19 protein-coding genes are annotated in these 16,630 nt (G+C 63.3%); 14 read left to right on the top strand and 5 right to left on the bottom strand.

Going from position 1 to position 16,630, the window contains the following annotated elements; genetic code table 11:
• Positions 1–31: 31 nt before the first annotated feature.
• On the bottom strand, positions 32–592 hold the full coding sequence (locus JQ566_RS00775; protein ID WP_349643294.1) for an EF-hand domain-containing protein: 561 nt from the start codon (positions 590–592) through the stop codon (positions 32–34).
• 837 nt (positions 593–1,429) lie between these two features.
• Here JQ566_RS00775 and JQ566_RS00770 point away from each other — a divergent pair.
• The 5 genes from JQ566_RS00770 (at position 1,430) to mgtA (ending at position 5,561) form a co-directional block, all read left to right on the top strand.
• Positions 1,430–1,708 carry a hypothetical protein gene (locus JQ566_RS00770; protein ID WP_212368102.1) on the top strand — a complete coding sequence of 93 codons (279 nt, stop codon included), beginning with the start codon at positions 1,430–1,432 and terminating at the stop codon, positions 1,706–1,708.
• A gap of 18 nt (positions 1,709–1,726) precedes the next feature.
• On the top strand, positions 1,727–2,041 hold the full coding sequence (locus tag JQ566_RS00765) for a hypothetical protein (RefSeq protein WP_212368098.1): 315 nt from the start codon (positions 1,727–1,729) through the stop codon (positions 2,039–2,041).
• 173 nt (positions 2,042–2,214) lie between these two features.
• Positions 2,215–2,700 (top strand): hypothetical protein, encoded by a 486-nt coding sequence (locus JQ566_RS00760; protein ID WP_212368095.1) that lies wholly within the window; start codon positions 2,215–2,217, stop codon positions 2,698–2,700.
• 45 nt (positions 2,701–2,745) lie between these two features.
• Entirely contained in the window at positions 2,746–2,967 is a 222-nt protein-coding gene (locus JQ566_RS00755; RefSeq protein ID WP_212368092.1) for a hypothetical protein, read from the top strand.
• 53 nt (positions 2,968–3,020) lie between these two features.
• Positions 3,021–5,561, top strand: a complete 2,541-nt coding sequence (gene mgtA / locus JQ566_RS00750) for a magnesium-translocating P-type ATPase (RefSeq protein WP_212368089.1) — start codon at positions 3,021–3,023, stop codon at positions 5,559–5,561.
• 80 nt (positions 5,562–5,641) lie between these two features.
• Here the strand turns inward: mgtA and JQ566_RS00745 are convergent, their stop codons facing one another.
• A complete protein-coding gene (locus JQ566_RS00745) occupies positions 5,642–5,839 on the bottom strand; it encodes a hypothetical protein (protein WP_212368087.1) in 198 nt (65 codons plus the stop codon).
• A 144-nt stretch (positions 5,840–5,983) separates the two neighbouring features.
• Positions 5,984–6,202, bottom strand: coding sequence for a DUF6894 family protein (locus JQ566_RS00740; RefSeq protein ID WP_212368084.1), 219 nt, complete (start codon positions 6,200–6,202; stop codon positions 5,984–5,986).
• A 196-nt stretch (positions 6,203–6,398) separates the two neighbouring features.
• On the opposite strand from JQ566_RS00740, the gene JQ566_RS00735 reads away from it, so the two are divergent.
• Positions 6,399–6,737: a hypothetical protein gene (locus tag JQ566_RS00735; protein ID WP_212368081.1), complete on the top strand. Its 339-nt coding sequence runs from the start codon at positions 6,399–6,401 to the stop codon at positions 6,735–6,737.
• 60 nt (positions 6,738–6,797) lie between these two features.
• Here JQ566_RS00735 and ftsH read toward each other — a convergent pair whose 3' ends face one another.
• Positions 6,798–8,642 carry an ATP-dependent zinc metalloprotease FtsH gene (ftsH, locus tag JQ566_RS00730; RefSeq protein WP_212368078.1) on the bottom strand — a complete coding sequence of 615 codons (1,845 nt, stop codon included), beginning with the start codon at positions 8,640–8,642 and terminating at the stop codon, positions 6,798–6,800.
• Positions 8,643–8,863: 221 nt separating this feature from the next.
• Between ftsH and groL the strand changes: the two genes are divergently transcribed.
• The 8 genes from groL to JQ566_RS00690 all read left to right on the top strand — a co-directional run bounded on the left by groL (position 8,864) and on the right by JQ566_RS00690 (position 15,396).
• Complete coding sequence (gene groL, locus JQ566_RS00725; protein ID WP_212368059.1) at positions 8,864–10,486, top strand: chaperonin GroEL; 1,623 nt, start codon at positions 8,864–8,866, stop codon at positions 10,484–10,486.
• 79 nt (positions 10,487–10,565) lie between these two features.
• Positions 10,566–10,784, top strand: coding sequence for a ChaB family protein (locus JQ566_RS00720; protein ID WP_212368041.1), 219 nt, complete (start codon positions 10,566–10,568; stop codon positions 10,782–10,784).
• 244 nt (positions 10,785–11,028) lie between these two features.
• Complete coding sequence (locus tag JQ566_RS00715; protein ID WP_212368038.1) at positions 11,029–11,550, top strand: Hsp20/alpha crystallin family protein; 522 nt, start codon at positions 11,029–11,031, stop codon at positions 11,548–11,550.
• The gene (locus JQ566_RS00710; RefSeq protein WP_249139151.1) at positions 11,550–11,777 is read left to right on the top strand and encodes a hypothetical protein; all 228 of its coding nucleotides are present in this window, start codon (positions 11,550–11,552) and stop codon (positions 11,775–11,777) included. Before JQ566_RS00715 ends, JQ566_RS00710 begins: the two co-directional genes overlap by 1 nt.
• 608 nt (positions 11,778–12,385) lie before the next feature.
• A complete protein-coding gene (locus tag JQ566_RS00705; protein ID WP_212368035.1) occupies positions 12,386–12,586 on the top strand; it encodes a hypothetical protein in 201 nt (66 codons plus the stop codon).
• A 28-nt stretch (positions 12,587–12,614) separates the two neighbouring features.
• Positions 12,615–12,761 (top strand): hypothetical protein, encoded by a 147-nt coding sequence (locus tag JQ566_RS00700; protein WP_212368032.1) that lies wholly within the window; start codon positions 12,615–12,617, stop codon positions 12,759–12,761.
• Between the two features lie 252 nt (positions 12,762–13,013).
• On the top strand, positions 13,014–14,450 hold the full coding sequence (locus tag JQ566_RS00695; protein WP_212368029.1) for a GH1 family beta-glucosidase: 1,437 nt from the start codon (positions 13,014–13,016) through the stop codon (positions 14,448–14,450).
• A gap of 4 nt (positions 14,451–14,454) precedes the next feature.
• On the top strand, positions 14,455–15,396 hold the full coding sequence (locus tag JQ566_RS00690) for a 1-phosphofructokinase family hexose kinase (protein ID WP_212368026.1): 942 nt from the start codon (positions 14,455–14,457) through the stop codon (positions 15,394–15,396).
• On the opposite strand, the gene JQ566_RS00685 is transcribed toward JQ566_RS00690, so the two are convergent.
• Positions 15,383–16,513: an SbmA/BacA-like family transporter gene (locus JQ566_RS00685; protein WP_212368023.1), complete on the bottom strand. Its 1,131-nt coding sequence runs from the start codon at positions 16,511–16,513 to the stop codon at positions 15,383–15,385. The genes JQ566_RS00690 and JQ566_RS00685 overlap by 14 nt on opposite strands.
• Between the last annotated feature and the right edge of the window lie 117 nt (positions 16,514–16,630).

Here is a 16,630-nt window from a genome sequence, read left to right as displayed (position 1 = left end):
CTTGGCGCGCCCGCCCTGAGGTCTCCGCTCGCTATTGTTGCGGGACGGAGCTCTTGCTCCGGTGCATGAACGCCATCATCTCCTCGAAAGTGAGCTTGCCGTCCTTGTCGCGATCCATTGCCTTGAAAATTCGTTCGTGAGCGACCTGAAACTCGGACAGCGAGACGGTCCCGTCGCCATCGGCATCCATCAACGCGAAGACGATGCGGAAGACGACCGGCGGCTCCATGGCGTCACCGCCCATCGCGCCGTGTCTCTTCATTCCTTGTCCCATCATTCCTTGTCCCATCATTCCGCGCCCCATCATTCCCATCATGTCTCCACCGCGCATCGGGCTCTGCCGCTCGGCGGATGGGTTGGCAGGAGAACTCGACGGCGGCGACGCCGGCGCCTGCTCCTGTCCGGGATGATGGCCTTGATGCTCCGCCGGCGATTGGGCCAAAGCTGGCTGGCCCAGGATGGCGAACAGCAACGCTGCAGCAACGGTTCGACCTAGCATGGCGCTTCCTCCGACCTTGGTGTGGGTCTGACGAGGTTGTCGAACTTCACCGAATTCACCTTGAGCCAAGTCAAGAAAGCGGCTTGTGCCCATGGCTTTTCGACGCGAATGACCATGGCGCCGAATTCAGCCGGCGAGATCGCGCGATAGGCCCCCGTTTTTGGGGACGTCCTCTGGCCTGCGCGAGCCTCGCCACGTCAAGGACGGGACGGACCGGGCTGGTCGCCGAGACCGCGACGCCGGCCGATCGCTTCGCTCAACGTCTTGCCGCTGGCGGTGCTGACGAAGTGCAACGCGGCGCAAGCGGGACATCGGACGGATACGTGCGTGTCCGCGGCATCGGACGTTGCGTCGGAAAGCCAATGCTGCACGTTCATGCCCGTGCGGGGACATTTGAAGATGACGTTGCGCTCCATGCCGGACATATGCGCCCGGCGCTCCGGCCTTGAAATTGCGGGCCAATACTTAGGCAAATGTCCTGAACGGATCCACACGGGAACGGCAAAGACATCGCAAAGCGCCGCTGGGCAGGATGCCAGTCGAGAGCACCCGGTCGAGCGCCTCCGACCGCCCTTGAGCTGGATCAAGACATGTTTGTGACCCTGATTATAGCGTTGTATTGGCATCGGGAACGCTTTTTCGAGGTACCGTTGCCGAAAGCAGCGACGTTCGGATTCCTAGGCCTTCCCGGCGCCGCTTTCACAGATGGGTGCAGAAGACCGCGAGCATGGAGCAGGCCGGAGAGCGGCTCCGCCGGAGAGTTCGATGGAACGACGATCGGCAACGCGGGTTTGTTGGACGGGCTCAGACCCTGGATGGAAGAACCAAAGCGAACAGTCGGCCTCGGCGCTCCCATGGAGCCCGGGGCCGATTTTCGTCGAACCCATGGGATCGTCTGGGCAACGGAGGACGCCGATCAGGAGAACCGACATGCTTGCCGACATTCAAACCGACGATCTCACCGCCGTCGTGCGCTACGCACTGGAGACGACCCGTGCGACGACGGCCTGCCCTTTCCACTGCGACGTGATCGTCCGTATCGGAGATGACGCTGCCGAGAGCCACGCCTTCGAACGCGCCAAGCGAATCATCAGAAGCGACGGCACGAAATGGGACAAGGAAGCTCTCAGGATCGAGCTCGGCCGTCAGCTCGGCGCAGCCGCGGACGGCTGCTGCCCCAAGTGCGACACGACAGCCTCGTGCGCCTAGCCGCCGTGAGCTAACCGGATGAGGCACACGAACTCGCGTTTCCGGGCAGGACGTCGAGCGATCGGCGGCGATTTAACCTGTGTGAAATCCGCTGATGGAATTGGCCCTTACCCTGAACTGCGCGCGCAGCTCTATCCAGAGGCCGGAATTCCCGTGAAAGTGACAAAGCCGATCGCCTCCATCATCCGCAGGATATCCCGGACGGATATTCCGTCAGCGGACGAGGACGATGATCGTCAGCTTTCTCTATCGGCCGAGAGGCGTCAGGTCGTCGACGAGTACGCCGACAATTTGAGGAAGATCATCCGAAGACTTCTTGGAAAGCCGAATTGATCTCGCTTGGGTACCTCGCGGCAAAGGGAGCAATTTCGAAATTGACGTTCGGCGGCCTCGCCTTCTGGGCGCTCCTGTTTCACTCGGGGCGCGGAATGCGGAAACTTGATTCAGCGCAAGGGCATGGAACGCGACCCTGATAGTAAAGGTCGAGGTTCACAGGGAATGCTCGGATGACGCTGAAGAAATGGTGCGCGGTTCTCGCGATGTCGGCCGGTGCGGTTACGTCCGCGATTGCTCAGTCCGACTTTCCACCGTCCGCGAGCGCGAAACAAGAGGCGCCCCGCCTCGTCGAGGTCATGAGCATGGCGCAGCTCGAGCATCTCAAGCTATGGTATGCAGGCAAGGCGAAGAACTGGGACCTGGCCGCGTATGAGTTGCGGCAGCTGACGAATAGCCTGGCCGAAGCGGCCATCTTCTATCCCGCGGTCCCCGTCAGCAACGTGACCACGATGAAGGAGCCGCTGCTCTCGATCGCCGACGCGATCGCGGCGGGAGATCACCGCAAGTTCGCCGCTTCCATGCGCGTGCTGACCGACGGCTGCAACGCCTGTCACTCATCGATGGGCCGCGGCTTCATTGCCATCGCCGTTCCGACCGGCGGGCAACCACCCGCCAATCAGATCTTCTCGCCATTGGAAAAACCGCGGAAGAAATGATGCGCTGAGGCAGCGCGACCTCAGGTCTGGGAACGAGGAGGAGACATGTCGGCAGTCAGCTTTGCGCTCGATCGCGCCCACAGCAGAAACATCGATCGCTATCATCGGCTCCTCAAGACGCATCTAACGGATGTCGAGCGCAACTACATCGAGTGGCGCCTGTCGCAGGAGCAGGCTGCCCTCGAAGCGCTCGACCGGCCGCATCAGGATGGTGCCGCCACGACCGCCGCCCAAGACCGGATTGAGCTGCATCAACCCGGAGATTGAGCAGCCTATTACCTTCGCCGGGCCCCAGACGTCAGTGACCGGCGAGCCCCTTGATGATCGAGCAGTCTACTCCGGCCAACACTCCGGCTGCCGAGTTCTGGCAAACGCCAAAGGACGAGCTCTGCCGCGCGCTCGGCTCGGGTCCCGAAGGCCTGGCACAAATCGAAGCGAACCGACGGCTGGCGATCTTCGGAGCAAACCGCGCTGACGCCTCCCAAAGCCGGTCGGCCCTGCGCAAGCTCGGCCAACGCCTCTGGAATCCGCTGATTGCGATGCTGCTCGCGGCGGCGCTGGTATCCGGGCTCAGCGGCGACATCGGCAGTTTTGCAGTCATCGCAACCGTGCTCTCCCTGTCCATCACGCTCGATATCGTTCAGGAGCATCGCGCCGAGCTCACTGCCGAAGCGTTGCGGGAATCGGTCGCCATTCAGGCGGACGTCGTCCGGGATGGCAGGGACATGACGATTTCGGTGACGGCTCTCGTCCCCGGGGACGTCGTGAAACTCCGTATCGGCGATCTGATACCCGCCGATGGCGTCGTTCTCGATGCCCAGGAATTACAGGTCAATGAAGCCCTCATGACAGGAGAGCCGTTTCCGGCCTTCAAGACGGACGCCCCCTGCTCGGCGGCATTGCCGGCAGATGCCACGAACGCGCTGTTCGCGGGAACCAGTACCGTCGGCGGGAGCGGCAGGATGCTGGTCGTGAGGACCGGCGGCCGGACGCGCTTTGGCGCGATCGCCTCGGCAATGGCCGCCAACGCGCCACCGACCGCTCTCGAGGAAGGCGTCCAAGGGCTCGGACTGCTGATCCTGCGACTGACGCTCTTCCTCACGCTGTTTGTGATGATGGCTCATCTCGTCGCGCAACATCCCGCAATGGAGTCCTTCCTCTTCGCGGTCGCGCTCGCCGTCGGCCTGACACCCGAGCTGCTGCCTATGGTGATGACGGTGACCCTCGCCCGCGGCGCGCTGCGCATGGCGGAGCGAAAGGTCATCGTGAAACGACTGTCGGCGATTCACGACCTGGGTGCGATGGACACGCTTTGCGTCGACAAGACCGGTACGCTGACGGAAGCCAGGATCACGCTGGAGGCGCATATCGATCCGCAGGACCGGCCCAGCGATCGCGTCCTAAGCTTCGCGCACCTGAACAGCACGTTCCAGGCCGGTGTCAGAAGCCCTCTCGACGACGCGATATTGTCAGCGAGCCGCGATGGTCTGGACGGCTGGGCCCGGCGTTCGGAAGTCCCGTTCGACTTCGAGCGACGGTGCTTGTCCGTTCTCGTCGCACGGGACGAAGAGCACATGCTGATCGCAAAAGGAGCTCCGGAATCCATCCTGTCCCGCTGCGTTGCCGTGGAGATCGATGGCCTGGCCCATCCGCTCGACGCCGCATGGCAACAGAAGATGACGGACATCCAGGCTCGATATGCCCGCGATGGCTTCCGGCTCCTTGCCGTCGCCATCAAGTCGATTCCGTCCGGGCAGCAGACGATTGCCGTCGGTGACGAGAGCAGTCTGACCATGCTCGGGTTCTGTGTCTTCGCCGATCCGCCGAAGCAGGATGCGGCCTCGGCGATTGAAGCGCTCACCTCGCTCGGCGTGACGATCAAGATCCTCTCGGGTGACCATGACGCCGTGGTCTCCCATGTCGCGCGATCGGTCGGCCTGCCGTCGGGACGCGTCATGACCGGAGCCGAAATCTCCGGGCTCACCGATGCCGCGCTCGTCGCCCGGGTCGATGATGTCGACCTGTTTGCCCGGATCGACCCCGATCAGAAGCGGCGGATCATTGCCGCGCTGCGGCACCGCAATCACGTCGTCGGTTTCATGGGAGACGGCGTCAATGATGCGCCGGCGATTCACGCAGCGCATGTCGGCATTTCTGTCACGGGCGCGACCGAAGTCGCTCGCGCAGCCGCCGACATGATCCTGGTGACTCCCGACCTGTCAGTGCTTGCGGCCGGCGTGCGCGAGGGCCGCAGAACCTTTGCCAACATCCTGAAATATGTTCGGATGGGAACGAGCTCGAATTTCGGCAACATGCTTTCGATGGCCCTGGCGTCGGTCGTTCTTCCATTCCTGCCGCTGCTGCCGCTGCAAATCCTGCTGAACAACCTGATCTACGATCTCTCCGAAATCGGGATCCCCTTCGACGAGGTCGACCGCGAAGACGTTGCCCGGCCCGAAACGTGGAACATGGCGAGCATCCTGCGCTTCTCCATCATCATGGGAATGGCGTCCTCCCTGTTCGATGCGATCACCTTCGTCGTTCTCCTCAAGGTGTTCGAGGCGGATGCAGAATTGTTTCGAACCGGATGGTTCGTGGAATCGATACTCACCCAGATCCTGGTGATCTTCGTCATCCGGTCTCGCCGCATGCCGTGGCGCGCGAATCGCCCCCACACCATCCTGATCGCGACGTCCGTCGGCGCCCTCCTCGCCGGGCTGGCGCTGGCGCTTGGTCCGTGGCGCGGACTGTTTGGCTTTACCGCGCTTTCCGCAGAAATATTTGCGGCGATAATTGCCATCGCAGCCGCCTATCTGATCTCGGCGAACGCCGCCAAGCGCCTGGCAATCTCAGAGCGTTGACAGACGGTCGACCTGGATCGATGCCGTGCGTGAAGACGACAGCGCTGATTGGCCCACATTCGGCTGGAAGCAGAGCAACCCTACTTTGGTGGCTGAAGACCCCGAGAGTTGACCCATTCGTCGAGGTGAGCTGCGACGTCGGCCTGACGAACCTTCGCGAGCAGGTCGTCCCGCTCGCGGCCAGGCTTCAGTTTGGCGGCCTGCTCACGGAGCTGTTCGGCCCACGCCGAAAGCCGGTCCTGAAACGATACGCTCTGCTTGAGGTAGTGCCGCTTCACCGTGTTTCCCCCAGGCGCTTTGACTCAAGTTAGGAGCCGATCGGCTTGCGGCTTTGCGCCAAATCAATGGGGGGCCGAATTCCGCGATGTGGGGCGATCAGACTGCGGCAGGGAGAGAGCCGCGCTACATCCCTTCACCGGTGCTCAGGTCGCATTTGAATAAATCCGTTCGCGGTGAACTTCCCGGCCGCTCTCGTCGATGACGACGATCTGGAGCGCGGGATGGCCTTTCGGTTTCTCTCTGCGCACCTTCTCGGCGAGACTCTTGCTGTGAGCGATGGCGGCGCCATCGCTCACCAGCTCCAGTCCCGACTTGTCCCGGACGGGCACGCCGTCCTTGAGATCGAAATAGTATGTGGGCATCGGCTCATTCCCGCGGTCCCACACAGCTTGGCTGGATTCATTCATCCAAAAAAGAGCCGCCGAGATGCGGTGGGTTGGACCTCGGCCCTCCTTCGATTCACACTACTATAGTACCGCAACGACCTAACCCAAAGAGGTCATCTTCCCGCTTGCCCTTGCGGTGGTAACATTAGGCGACGTCACGGGGAAGTGCGCCATGCATCGCTACATCGCTCAGGCCAATGTCGACCATTACATCGCGCTGTTGAACGGCGCCGACCTCTTGCCTGACCGCCGGAGCGCGATCACCAAGATGCTGATTTCCGAAGTGGACGGGCTCGGCCGCGATCTGGAGCAGCTCGAGTTCTTCGAAAATCGAGCCGCGGCCGGACGTAAGCGCGTGGAGCACGTCGCGAGCCTGCGAGACGGTTTTGCCTTCGGAACGCTGGAACGGCGGCACGCAGATGAGCTGCTGGTGAACATCGAGAATCTTCAAACTCTCCTGGAAGATGCGTGTCATCGCCTGCGCAGGAAGGTCAACGCGCGCGGCCTTTGATTGCCTCGGCAGGCCTGACGCGAACTCTTGCAAAGCAAGCCGCGACTGTTCATGCCGCAATCACGCGGCGACCGGCTTGCTCTCCTCGTTGCGCTTGCCGAGCAGCGGCGCGAACTGCTCGGACGTCACCGTTTCGTTCGCGATCAACAGTTCCACACCGGCGTCCAGGTCGCCACGCCGGCGCTGGAGGATGTCCCGGGCGCGGCGGTCCCCCTCCTCGATCAGGTTGCGGACGGCGAGATCGATCTCGCGGCCTGTTGCCTCGGCAGCCCCGACGATCTTGTCCTGGGCCGCCCCGAGGAACGCTTGCGGCTTGGGCGCATAGGTGCGTTGCCCCACCGTCTCGTCCATGCCGTACTTGGTCACCATTTCGATCGCGACTTCGGTCGCACGCTGAAGATCGTCGGCGGCGCCGGTGGAGATCGCACCGTCGAAGATCAGACGTTCCGATGCGCGTCCTCCCATCAGCACGGCAATGCGGTTCTTGAGCTCCTCGATCGTCAGCAGGAACCTGTCCTCGGTCGGACGCTGGATGGTGTATCCCAGTGCACCGATTCCGCGCGGAATGATCGAGACCTTCTGCACGGGATCGACGCCGGGCAGGCTGGCCGCGACGAGGGCATGGCCCATCTCGTGATAGGCAACCCTGCGCCGTTCGTCCTTGCTGAGCACCCTGCTCTTCTTCTCGATGCCGGCCACGATCCGCTCGATCGCCATGACGAAATCGTCGAACGTGACCTCCTCACCGCTCCGCCTGGTCGCGGCGATCGCGGCTTCGTTGATGAGGTTTGCGAGGTCGGCGCCGGTGAATCCGGTCGTGAGTCCCGCCACCTTGTCGAGGTCGACGTCATTGCTCATGCGAATCTTGCGGACGTGGACCTTGAGAATGGCAACCCGTCCGACCTTGTCCGGCCGATCGACCAGGACCTGGCGGTCGAACCGGCCCGCCCGCAACAGTGCGGGATCCAGGATCTCGGGGCGGTTGGTGGCTGCGAGCAGGATGACGCCGGCGCTCGGGTCGAAGCCGTCGAGCTCGGACAGGAGCTGATTGAGGGTCTGCTCCTTCTCGTCGTAACCTCCGAACGACAGCGGCCCGCGGCTGCGTCCCAGCGCGTCGAGCTCGTCGACGAAGATGATGCACGGCGCCGCCTTTCGGGCCTGCTCGAACAAGTCTCGCACGCGTGCCGCGCCGACACCGACGAACATCTCCACGAATTCCGAGCCCGAGATCGAGAAGAACGGAACGCCGGCCTCTCCCGCCACCGCGCGGGCCAGCAGGGTCTTCCCCGTTCCCGGCGGTCCGACCAGCAATATTCCCTTCGGCACATGCGCCCCCAATCGGCCATAGCTGTTGGGGTCCTTGAGGAATGACACGACTTCCTGGAGCTCGAACTTCGCCTCGTCCACTCCGGCGACATCCGCGAAGGTGACCTTGATGTCCTTTTCGACATAGACCTTCGCGCGTGACTTGCCGATCGCCATCAGACCGCCCAGGCCCTGACGGCCACCCATGCTGCGGCCGATCCAGAACCAGATCACGAAGAAGACGATGACCGGAAAGATCCAGGACAATAGCGTCTGCAGCGCGCCGGCGCCGGGAACGCCGGTCACGCTCGCGCCTTTTGCCGCAAGCTTTTCGGCCAGAGCCATATCGACCCGCGCGGTCACGAATGCGGACTTTCCGCTCGGAAGCGGCTCTTTCAACTTCCCCTGAATCATATCCGGGCCAACGGAGACCTCGGCAATCTTGTCCTGGGCGAGCAGCTGCTCGAATTGGCTGTAGGGAATGGTCTCGATTGAATTGTAGGTCGAGAGACCGAACTGCAGCACGGCGAGCAGCATGCCGCCGGCCAAAATGGCGGCCATCACCATGGCCTGCTTCCGCGAACCTTGATCGGACTCCACCCTGCTTCTCCCATTGCCGTCGGCTGCAGCATGAATGGTAGTGGGGAACGGCGGCCTCTGCTTGATTCAGGTCAACGCGGCGGCCGCCACTCTATCGCGCCATCCGGCGCCCGGGAGCTTCGGCGCTGGCGCTCACGTTGACGAAGATCAATCTGGTGCGAACTCACTCGTTCAAACTGGATCAACCCATTGGCAATGGCCGCGAGACAGAGGGCATGGAAATGGCGCACAAACAGATCCTGTTTCACTCGGCAGCTCGTGAAAAAGTCTTGCGCGGCGCGTCCCTTCTTGCCGATGCCGTGCGCGTCACGCTCGGGCCGAAATCGAAATCCGTCCTAATCCAGAAGGCGTGGGGCGCACCGATCGTCTGCAACGACGGCGTCACCATTGCCAAGGAATTCGACCTCAAGGACCCCGAGGAGAACCTCGGCGCTCGGGTGCTGCGGCAGGCCGCCGAGAAGACCGGCGATGTCGTCGGCGACGGCACCAGCACGTCGACCATCCTTGCCCACGCCATGCTTTCGGACGGCGTCCGGAACGTCGTCGCCGGCGCAAGCGCGATCGACCTCAAACGCGGCCTCGATCGCGGGGCACAGGCCGCCATCGCCGCCCTGCACGCGATGGCGAAGCCGGTGAAGACCAGGGCGGAGAAGGTTCAGGTCGCCACGATCTCGGCGCACAATGACGCCTCCATCGGCGAACTGGTGGCGGATGCGATCGAGAAGGTCGGCGGTGACGGCGTGATCTCGGTGGAAGAATCCAAGACCACCGAGACGCTGCTGGACGTCGTGGAAGGCATGAAGTTCGACCGCGGCTTCCTGTCGCCCTACTTCGTCACGGATGCCGACCGCATGGAAGCCGTGTTGCAGGATCCCTACGTGCTGCTCTGCGATCACAAGATCGGCGCCCTGCGCGATCTGGTCCCCGTGCTCGAGCAGGTCGCCAAGAGCGGCCGGTCGCTTCTGATCATCGCCGAGGACATCGAGGGCGAAGCGCTGGCGACCCTCATCGTCAATCAGCTCCGCGGCGTGCTCAAGGCTTGTGCAGTCAAGGCGCCCGGCTTCGGCGACCGGCGCAAGGCCATGCTGGAGGACATCGCCATCCTCACCGGCGCGCAGGTGATCTCGGAGGAGATCGGGCTCAAGCTGGAGAGTGCCACCTTGCAACAGCTCGGTCGCGCCGCGCGCGTCGTCGCCGACAAGGAGAATACGACCCTGATCGGGAGTGGCGGCGATCGCGCCCGTATCGACGCGCGGCTGGCGCAAATCCGATTCGAGATCGAGAAGACCACCAGCGAGTACGACCGCGAGAAGCTCGAGGAGCGCCTCGCCAAGCTCTCGGGCGGCGTTGCCGTGATCCGGGTGGGCGCACCGACCGAAGCCGAGATGAAGTCGAAGAAGGAAGCCCTCGACGATGCGATCAGCTCGACGAAGGCTGCGATGGCCGAGGGCATCGTGCCGGGCGGCGGGCTTGCCCTGCTCCGCACGATCGCGGCGGTGGCCAAGGAGGAGGCTGCCTGCGAGGGCGACGAACGAACGGGCATGCAGATCCTGAAACGCGCACTCGAAGCGCCTGCGCGCCAGATCGCCGAAAATTCCGCGACCGATGGCGGCGTCGTGGTTGCACGGATGCTCGGCAGCGAGGGCAATTTCGGCTTCGATGCCGCCCGGAAGGTCTATATCGATCTCGTGGAGGCCGGCATCGTCGACCCGGTGAAGGTCGTACGGACCGCGCTCGAGAACGCCGTTTCCGTCGCAAGCGTGCTTCTTCTGACGGAGGCGACCATGACGGAGATTCCGGAGCCGAAACGCGAGCGGCTGCCCGAACCCGACATGGCGATGTAGCAGCGGCACGCCCGCCGCAAGCGCCCGGCATCAGCCGTCGGCGCCCAGGGCGGGCCGATGATCCGCACAGGATGCGACGATGCCCTATCGCTCGAACGAGGATCTTCCTGCAGGTGTGCGGCACCACTTGCCGCCCCATGCGCTGGACATCTACCGGGAGGCGTTCAACCATTCCTTTGCCTCGCACGTCGGCGACCTCCGGCAGGAGGAGATCGCCCACCGCACGGCCTGGGCTGCCGTGAAGCGCTCCTACGTGAAGCTTGGCGACCAATGGGTGCCAAGGAGGGCGGCTTCATAGGGCCCATATGCTCTCGACTGCCGCGGCAATCGAGAAACGTCCGTGTATCTGCCCAATTTACGCGGCGTCAGGATGGGGATTGACGAGCGCCGAGCCCGTGTTGCGCACGATCATTCCACCAGTTGCCGACGCACCAGATCTCGCACGCGATGCTCTCGAATTTGAGCGAAATCAACCACCGCATGATGGCCATGACTATTCTTTCCCGCGACCGGAATGGTCAAGCTCGAAGGAGACAATGATCATGGCGACCGAAACCAAATTACCTGTCACCAAAACGTCCACCGCCCCTGCAGCCGCCGGCGAGGCATGGCAGCCGTTCCAGGCCCTGAGAAACGAGATCGACCAGATCTTCGACGATTTCGGCAACGGCTTCTGGAGACGCCCGTTCCGCTCGCTCGCCCGGCTGGAGCGCGACCTGTCCAGGAACTTCACTGCGCCGGCCGTCGACGTCGCCGAAAGCGACAAGGCCTACGAGATCACGGCTGAGCTTCCCGGCCTCGACGAGAAGGACATCGACGTCAAGCTCGTCAACGGCGGCCTCACCATCAGAGGCGAGAAGAAGGAAGAGACCGAAGAGAAGAAGAAGGACTACTACGTCTCCGAGCGCCGTTACGGCTCTTTCGAGCGCTACTTCGCGCTCCCGGACGGTGTCAACGCCGACAAGATCGAGGCGACGTTCAAGAACGGCGTGCTCAAGGTGGTGCTTCCCAAGACCGAGGAAGCCCAGCAGCGGGCCAAAACCATCAGCGTGAAGGCTGCCTGATGGTCCATGAAGGCCGCTGGCTGAACTCCCCGCGGATCGAGGCCTCGATGCTTGGATGGTTCGTTCGGGTTCTCTTCGCCATAGCAGCGCCGATCACGGCGCTGTTCGTGGCACGTGACGCGCTGAACTTCGGCCTGATCCAGACCATCGTGACCATGTTGCTCGTGACGGCCCTGGTTTGGATGATTGCCGCCTATACCGGGCGGGACCGGCAGGCCCGGCGGTAGTTGCTTCGACTCCGCTAGCCTCTGAAATCATCGCTTACTTGCTCGCCGCTTCCTGGCCGGCCGATGCAAGAAGCCGCCCGACGGCGTCGGCGGGCACTGCGAAGGCAAAGCCGTTGCGGCCCTCGCCTCTGCGCGCGCAGGGACTATCGCATTTGAGAGCTGTTCCCTGCGGCCATCCTTCGAGACGCCCGCTTTAGGCGGGCTCCTCAGGATGAGGACGGAGTGCGTGGCTGCAGTTTCAAAGGGCACTGACGCTGATTAGCCTCATCCTGAGTCGCCAGCGCCGAAAGTGGACGCTGCACATGGAACCATGAACCACCTGCCAGACGTCGTCTGACAGGTGGTTCATGGAGAGGAGGCGCGTAAGCGCCGTCTCGAAGGACGAGGCGTGCGCACAAGCCGTCGCAACAAGTCAAATGCGCTAGCCCTGCCTGCGCGCGGTTCGCCTCCCTATCCGCCCCGTTTGACCAATAGACGGTATTTGAGGATGCAAGAGCCGCATCTTCCGTTCGGCTACGGGCATCACCTTAGGTGAAGCCCCCAAATTTCGGTCGGACCATTCATGCATTAATAAGGATCTGCCAGCACGCACCGGCAAGGGGCTTGCAATGAACCACTCGATTTACACCGCGGACAAGGCAACACATCTGAAGGTGGTCGTCGCAGGATTGCTTGCCGGCATCGCCATCGTCGCGACCACGCTGACCGTCCACTTTGCCCAGCCTGAACTGAGCTTGCAGAAGGCGAAGACCCTGGCCGTCCACCAGGCCCGTCCAATGCATGCACGGATCGAAATGGCCCAACGTTAGTCGGGGTCGGCTGTCGGAGGATATTCAGATGACGAACGAAGCAATCAAGGCGCTGATGATATTCGCGATGTACGGCATCCTCGAACTCGCGCTCTATTTTTCGTCGACGGTCAGACCGGCCAAGCAACCGATCCGTCCGACACCGGATCTCACCCGTCCAGGGGCGGAAGGCTAAAGCGCGATGAGATCAGGATGCTCCCGGCCGACCCGCGCGGTCACCTGAAGCGCGTCCTCAGGGATAAGCGTCACAACGGTTCAAGTACCAGTGCGTGTCTGGAAACGTTGAGAGCCGGCCCGCCGCGCCGGAATCCGCCCCGCTCCACGCGCCCGCTGCTTGCCCGGCGGTTGATCTCCGTCAAACCGTGATCAGCAAAGAGCAGCATTGTGGACCGAGCACAATCTGAACTGCGCATCGCAAGGCAGGCACATGACAACGACAGACGGAGCCGCGCCCTCACTTCAAGCGCGCGTGCCGGCGGCGAATTCATTTCTGTGGGGCGTCTCGACCTCGAGCTTCCAGATCGAGGGCGCTTCCCATGTGGATGGGCGCGGCGACAGCATTTGGGACAGCTATTGCCGGCAGAAGGGGCGCATCAAGAACGGCGATACCGGCGACATCGCTTGCGATCATTATCACCGCTACCGCGAAGACATCGCGCTGATGCGCGATATCGGCGTCGGCGCTTACCGCTTCTCGATCGCGTGGCCGCGCATTCTGCCTCGCGGTCGCGGGGCTGCGAACGAGGCGGGTCTCGATTTCTACGACAGGCTCGTCGATGCACTCCTGGCTGCCGGCATAGAGCCCTGGATTTGTCTCTATCACTGGGATCTGCCGCAGGCGCTGCAGGACCTTGGCGGCTGGCAGAACCGGGACATCGCGGGATGGTTTGCCGATTATGCTGCGCTGGTGGCCCAACGCTTCGGCGACCGGGTGACGCGGTTCGCCACCTTCAACGAACCATGCGTATTCACGCTATTCGGATATGGTCTCGGCTGGAACGCGCCCGGCATCGCCGACAGGAGCGCTTTGCACCGCGCCATTCACCACGTCAACCTCAGTCACGGCCATGCCATCGACGTGCTCCGCCAATCGGTGACGAATGCATCGCTCGGCGCCATTCACAACCGCCAGCCCTGTTATCCCGCCACCACGCGGGAGGAGGATGTTGCGGCGACGCGGCGCTTTGCGCCGTACTGGAACGACGCATTCCCGTATCCGCAGCACTTTGCCCACTATCCCCCGGAGCTTGCCGAGTCCATCGAGCCTTATGTCAGGCCCGGTGACATGGCGCGGATCGCAAGGCCGGTCGACTGGTTTGGGCTCAACCATTATTCGCCGCACTACATCAAGGCCGACAGCAATCCGATCGGCGCCGGCTTCGGTGTGCCGCCGGATGACGTGCGGCGGACCGCCATCGGCTGGCCCATCATTCCCGGTGCGTTCCGCGATACGCTGCTGGACATCCACCGCCGTTTCCGCCTGCCGATCTACGTGCTGGAGAACGGCACCGCCGCGGACGACAAGCCGGACGATGCCGGTCGTGTTCAGGACACCGCGCGAATTGCCTATCTCGACGCCTATACAAGGGCAATGCAGGAGGCGATCCGAGCCGGAGCCGACGTCAAGGGCTATTTCGTGTGGTCCCTGCTCGACAATTTCGAATGGGCATCGGGCTATTCGCAACGCTTCGGTCTGGTTCATGTCGATTTCGCCACGCAGAAGCGAACGCTGAAGGCCTCGGCGCACTGGTACTCCGATCTCATTCGGACGGCGCGACGGCCGCAGATCGCCGCAGACCGTGCGGGCCTCGACAGCGTGACGGAAAGGGCCGTCGCGATGGCCGCGCCCGCGGCCTCCAGCTAAGCCGATGACCGGGATCCTCACGATCACGCCCAATCCGGCGGTCGACGTGTCGACATCGGTGGACAGGATCGTTCCTGTCGCCAAGCTGCGCGGCGTCGGGCAGCGCCGCGACCCCGGCGGCGGCGGCATCAACGTTGCGCGCGTGGTCAGGCGCCTCGGCGGCAATGCCGCCGCGCTCTATCCGGTGGGCGGCCTTACAGGAGACCTGCTGCGCCAATTGCTGGACAGGGAGGGCGTCGAAAGCCTGACCTTTCCGATCGCGGGCGAGACCCGACAAGACTTCTTCGTCCGCGAGATCAGCACGGGCCAGCCCTATCGCTTCATCTTGCCAGGGCCGCCTCTGGCCGAGAACGAATGGCAGAAATGCCTTGCAATGCTGGCGGCGCTGCAGCCGTTTCCCGGCTTCGTCGTTGCCAGCGGAAGCCTGCCGGCCGGGGTGCCCGACGATTTCTATGCAAGGGTGGCAAGGATCGTCAAACAGCGCGGAGCCAAGATGATCCTCGACACCTCCGGACAGGCCCTTGTTGCTGCGGTGGCGGAAGGCGTCGAACTGGTCAAGCCGAACCTGCGGGAGATGCGCGAGCTGGTCGGCCGCGAATCGTCTGATGCCGCCGAATGGGAAGCTGCTGCCGGAACGCTGGTGCGCAGCGGCAAGGCGGCGGCGGTCGCTCTTACGATGGGCCATCTCGGCGCCGCGCTGGTGACGAGCGACCGGGTGCTGCGCGCCAAACCTCTCGCGATTGCGCCCGTCGGCGCCGTTGGCGCAGGCGACAGTTTTCTCGGCGCCCTGGTCCACGGGCTGGCATCCGGAGCCAGCCTCGAGCACTGCTTTCGACAGGCCGTCGCCGCCGGCGCCGCGGCGCTGCTCAATCCCGGCACAGAACTTTGCCGGCCTGACGACATCAAGCGTCTGGCCGAACAGGTGGTGCTCTCTACGGCAATTTGACCGAGCCGGCCGGCAGGCTCAGGGCCTCCGCCTGCTGCGGTGGCGTTGCCCGGTTGAGACGGTCGAGCGACAGCAGGAGGCCGCCGACCCGTTCCAGCGACGACATCCAATCGGCAATGCGCCCATAATTGTCGACAACCCAGTTGAACGAGGCCTGCACCAGCGTGAAAGCCGCCGCGGCTTGCGTGAGCTCGCCCAGTGTCATGGCCCCGGAGAGAAATTTCGGCGCGCAGAGCACCAGCCCGATGATCGGCGCTAGAAGCGAGTTGCCGTGCGACACGATCGTCGTCTGCATCAGTTGCCAGCACAGGCGGCGCCACTGATCGATGGCGGCCCTGAGAGCGCTGCGAAGGTCGCGGCAGACTTCCGGCCGCTGCCCTTGCGGGGCGACACCCTCCCCGATATCGCGGAGCTCGTGTGCGGCCGTGATCAGCTCCGCCTCGGCCTGGTTCTTGATCTGAACCAGCCGGGTCAGCGGCGCCCCGACCGTCATCATCGCGGTCGTCACGATGCCGGAATAGAGCGCCACGCCGACGACGAGGTAGCCCGGGATCCGGAAGGAATGATCTCCCACAGGCAGCGCGATGTCGCCACCGACCGTCCAGAGAATCTGAATGAAGATCACAGCGCTGAGCAGCGCGGAAACCAGTCCGAGCGCAAGGTCGATCGGCGCATCCGTTGCAATCCGGACGTCCTCGGCGATCCGGTATTCGGGAATCTGCTGCTCGCTCTGCACGGCCGCGAGGCGGGCGTAACGGTCGTCTTCGACCCAATAGTCGATCACCTTGCCGGTCAGCCAGTCCCGCCATCGTCTTTGCACGGTCATGCGGCCCCAGACCGACGTGACGGCCAGCGCGATGCTGCCGACGCACAATGGGACAAGCAGGAGCGCCTGCCCCCTCAGCCGCGCAGGATCGCGGCTCTCCAGCGCATCGAAGAAGTCGCGATTCCAGTAGTTGAAGCGAAATTGCACGTAGAGCTGGAGGACGACGACGATCACCAGGAGCGCGCATAGCGCCCACACGCGCCAGGCCGTCGCGCCCCGCCAGAAGCCGGAGGCGCTCTGCCAAAATCGCGACCTCGTTCGCGAAGAGCCGTTCTGTTCTGGTTCCGTCATCAATGTTCACAGCTAAAGCGGGCACGTGCTGCGCACTTGATCTTTCGCAAGCCGGTGGTGCGCAGATGCGGGAAAATTATCAACGTACGGACCCATTTTGCAGCGCGGGAGAATGCG

The organism is Bradyrhizobium sp. SZCCT0231 (assembly GCF_018130245.1).
GTDB lineage: Bacteria > Pseudomonadota > Alphaproteobacteria > Rhizobiales > Xanthobacteraceae > Bradyrhizobium > Bradyrhizobium japonicum_F.
Note: the sequence above shows the minus strand (reverse complement) of the source record. Positions and strands in the feature narration are given on the sequence as shown.

What these genes read in the sequence shown, in the direction of transcription:
- JQ566_RS00710 (WP_249139151.1), top strand. Translation starts at nt 11,550, where the DNA reads ATGGTCCATGAAGGCCGCTGGCTGAACTCCCCGCGGATCGAGGCCTCG.
- JQ566_RS00740 (WP_212368084.1), bottom strand. Translation starts at nt 6,202, where the DNA reads ATGCCCACATACTATTTCGATCTCAAGGACGGCGTGCCCGTCCGGGAC.
- groL (WP_212368059.1), top strand. Translation starts at nt 8,864, where the DNA reads ATGGCGCACAAACAGATCCTGTTTCACTCGGCAGCTCGTGAAAAAGTC.
- mgtA (WP_212368089.1), top strand. Translation starts at nt 3,021, where the DNA reads ATGATCGAGCAGTCTACTCCGGCCAACACTCCGGCTGCCGAGTTCTGG.
- JQ566_RS00685 (WP_212368023.1), bottom strand. Translation starts at nt 16,513, where the DNA reads ATGACGGAACCAGAACAGAACGGCTCTTCGCGAACGAGGTCGCGATTT.
- JQ566_RS00720 (WP_212368041.1), top strand. Translation starts at nt 10,566, where the DNA reads ATGCCCTATCGCTCGAACGAGGATCTTCCTGCAGGTGTGCGGCACCAC.
- JQ566_RS00690 (WP_212368026.1), top strand. Translation starts at nt 14,455, where the DNA reads ATGACCGGGATCCTCACGATCACGCCCAATCCGGCGGTCGACGTGTCG.
- JQ566_RS00770 (WP_212368102.1), top strand. Translation starts at nt 1,430, where the DNA reads ATGCTTGCCGACATTCAAACCGACGATCTCACCGCCGTCGTGCGCTAC.
- JQ566_RS00695 (WP_212368029.1), top strand. Translation starts at nt 13,014, where the DNA reads ATGACAACGACAGACGGAGCCGCGCCCTCACTTCAAGCGCGCGTGCCG.
- JQ566_RS00700 (WP_212368032.1), top strand. Translation starts at nt 12,615, where the DNA reads ATGACGAACGAAGCAATCAAGGCGCTGATGATATTCGCGATGTACGGC.
- JQ566_RS00755 (WP_212368092.1), top strand. Translation starts at nt 2,746, where the DNA reads ATGTCGGCAGTCAGCTTTGCGCTCGATCGCGCCCACAGCAGAAACATC.
- JQ566_RS00760 (WP_212368095.1), top strand. Translation starts at nt 2,215, where the DNA reads ATGACGCTGAAGAAATGGTGCGCGGTTCTCGCGATGTCGGCCGGTGCG.
- JQ566_RS00765 (WP_212368098.1), top strand. Translation starts at nt 1,727, where the DNA reads ATGAGGCACACGAACTCGCGTTTCCGGGCAGGACGTCGAGCGATCGGC.
- JQ566_RS00715 (WP_212368038.1), top strand. Translation starts at nt 11,029, where the DNA reads ATGGCGACCGAAACCAAATTACCTGTCACCAAAACGTCCACCGCCCCT.
- JQ566_RS00705 (WP_212368035.1), top strand. Translation starts at nt 12,386, where the DNA reads ATGAACCACTCGATTTACACCGCGGACAAGGCAACACATCTGAAGGTG.
- JQ566_RS00775 (WP_349643294.1), bottom strand. Translation starts at nt 592, where the DNA reads ATGGGCACAAGCCGCTTTCTTGACTTGGCTCAAGGTGAATTCGGTGAA.
- JQ566_RS00735 (WP_212368081.1), top strand. Translation starts at nt 6,399, where the DNA reads ATGCATCGCTACATCGCTCAGGCCAATGTCGACCATTACATCGCGCTG.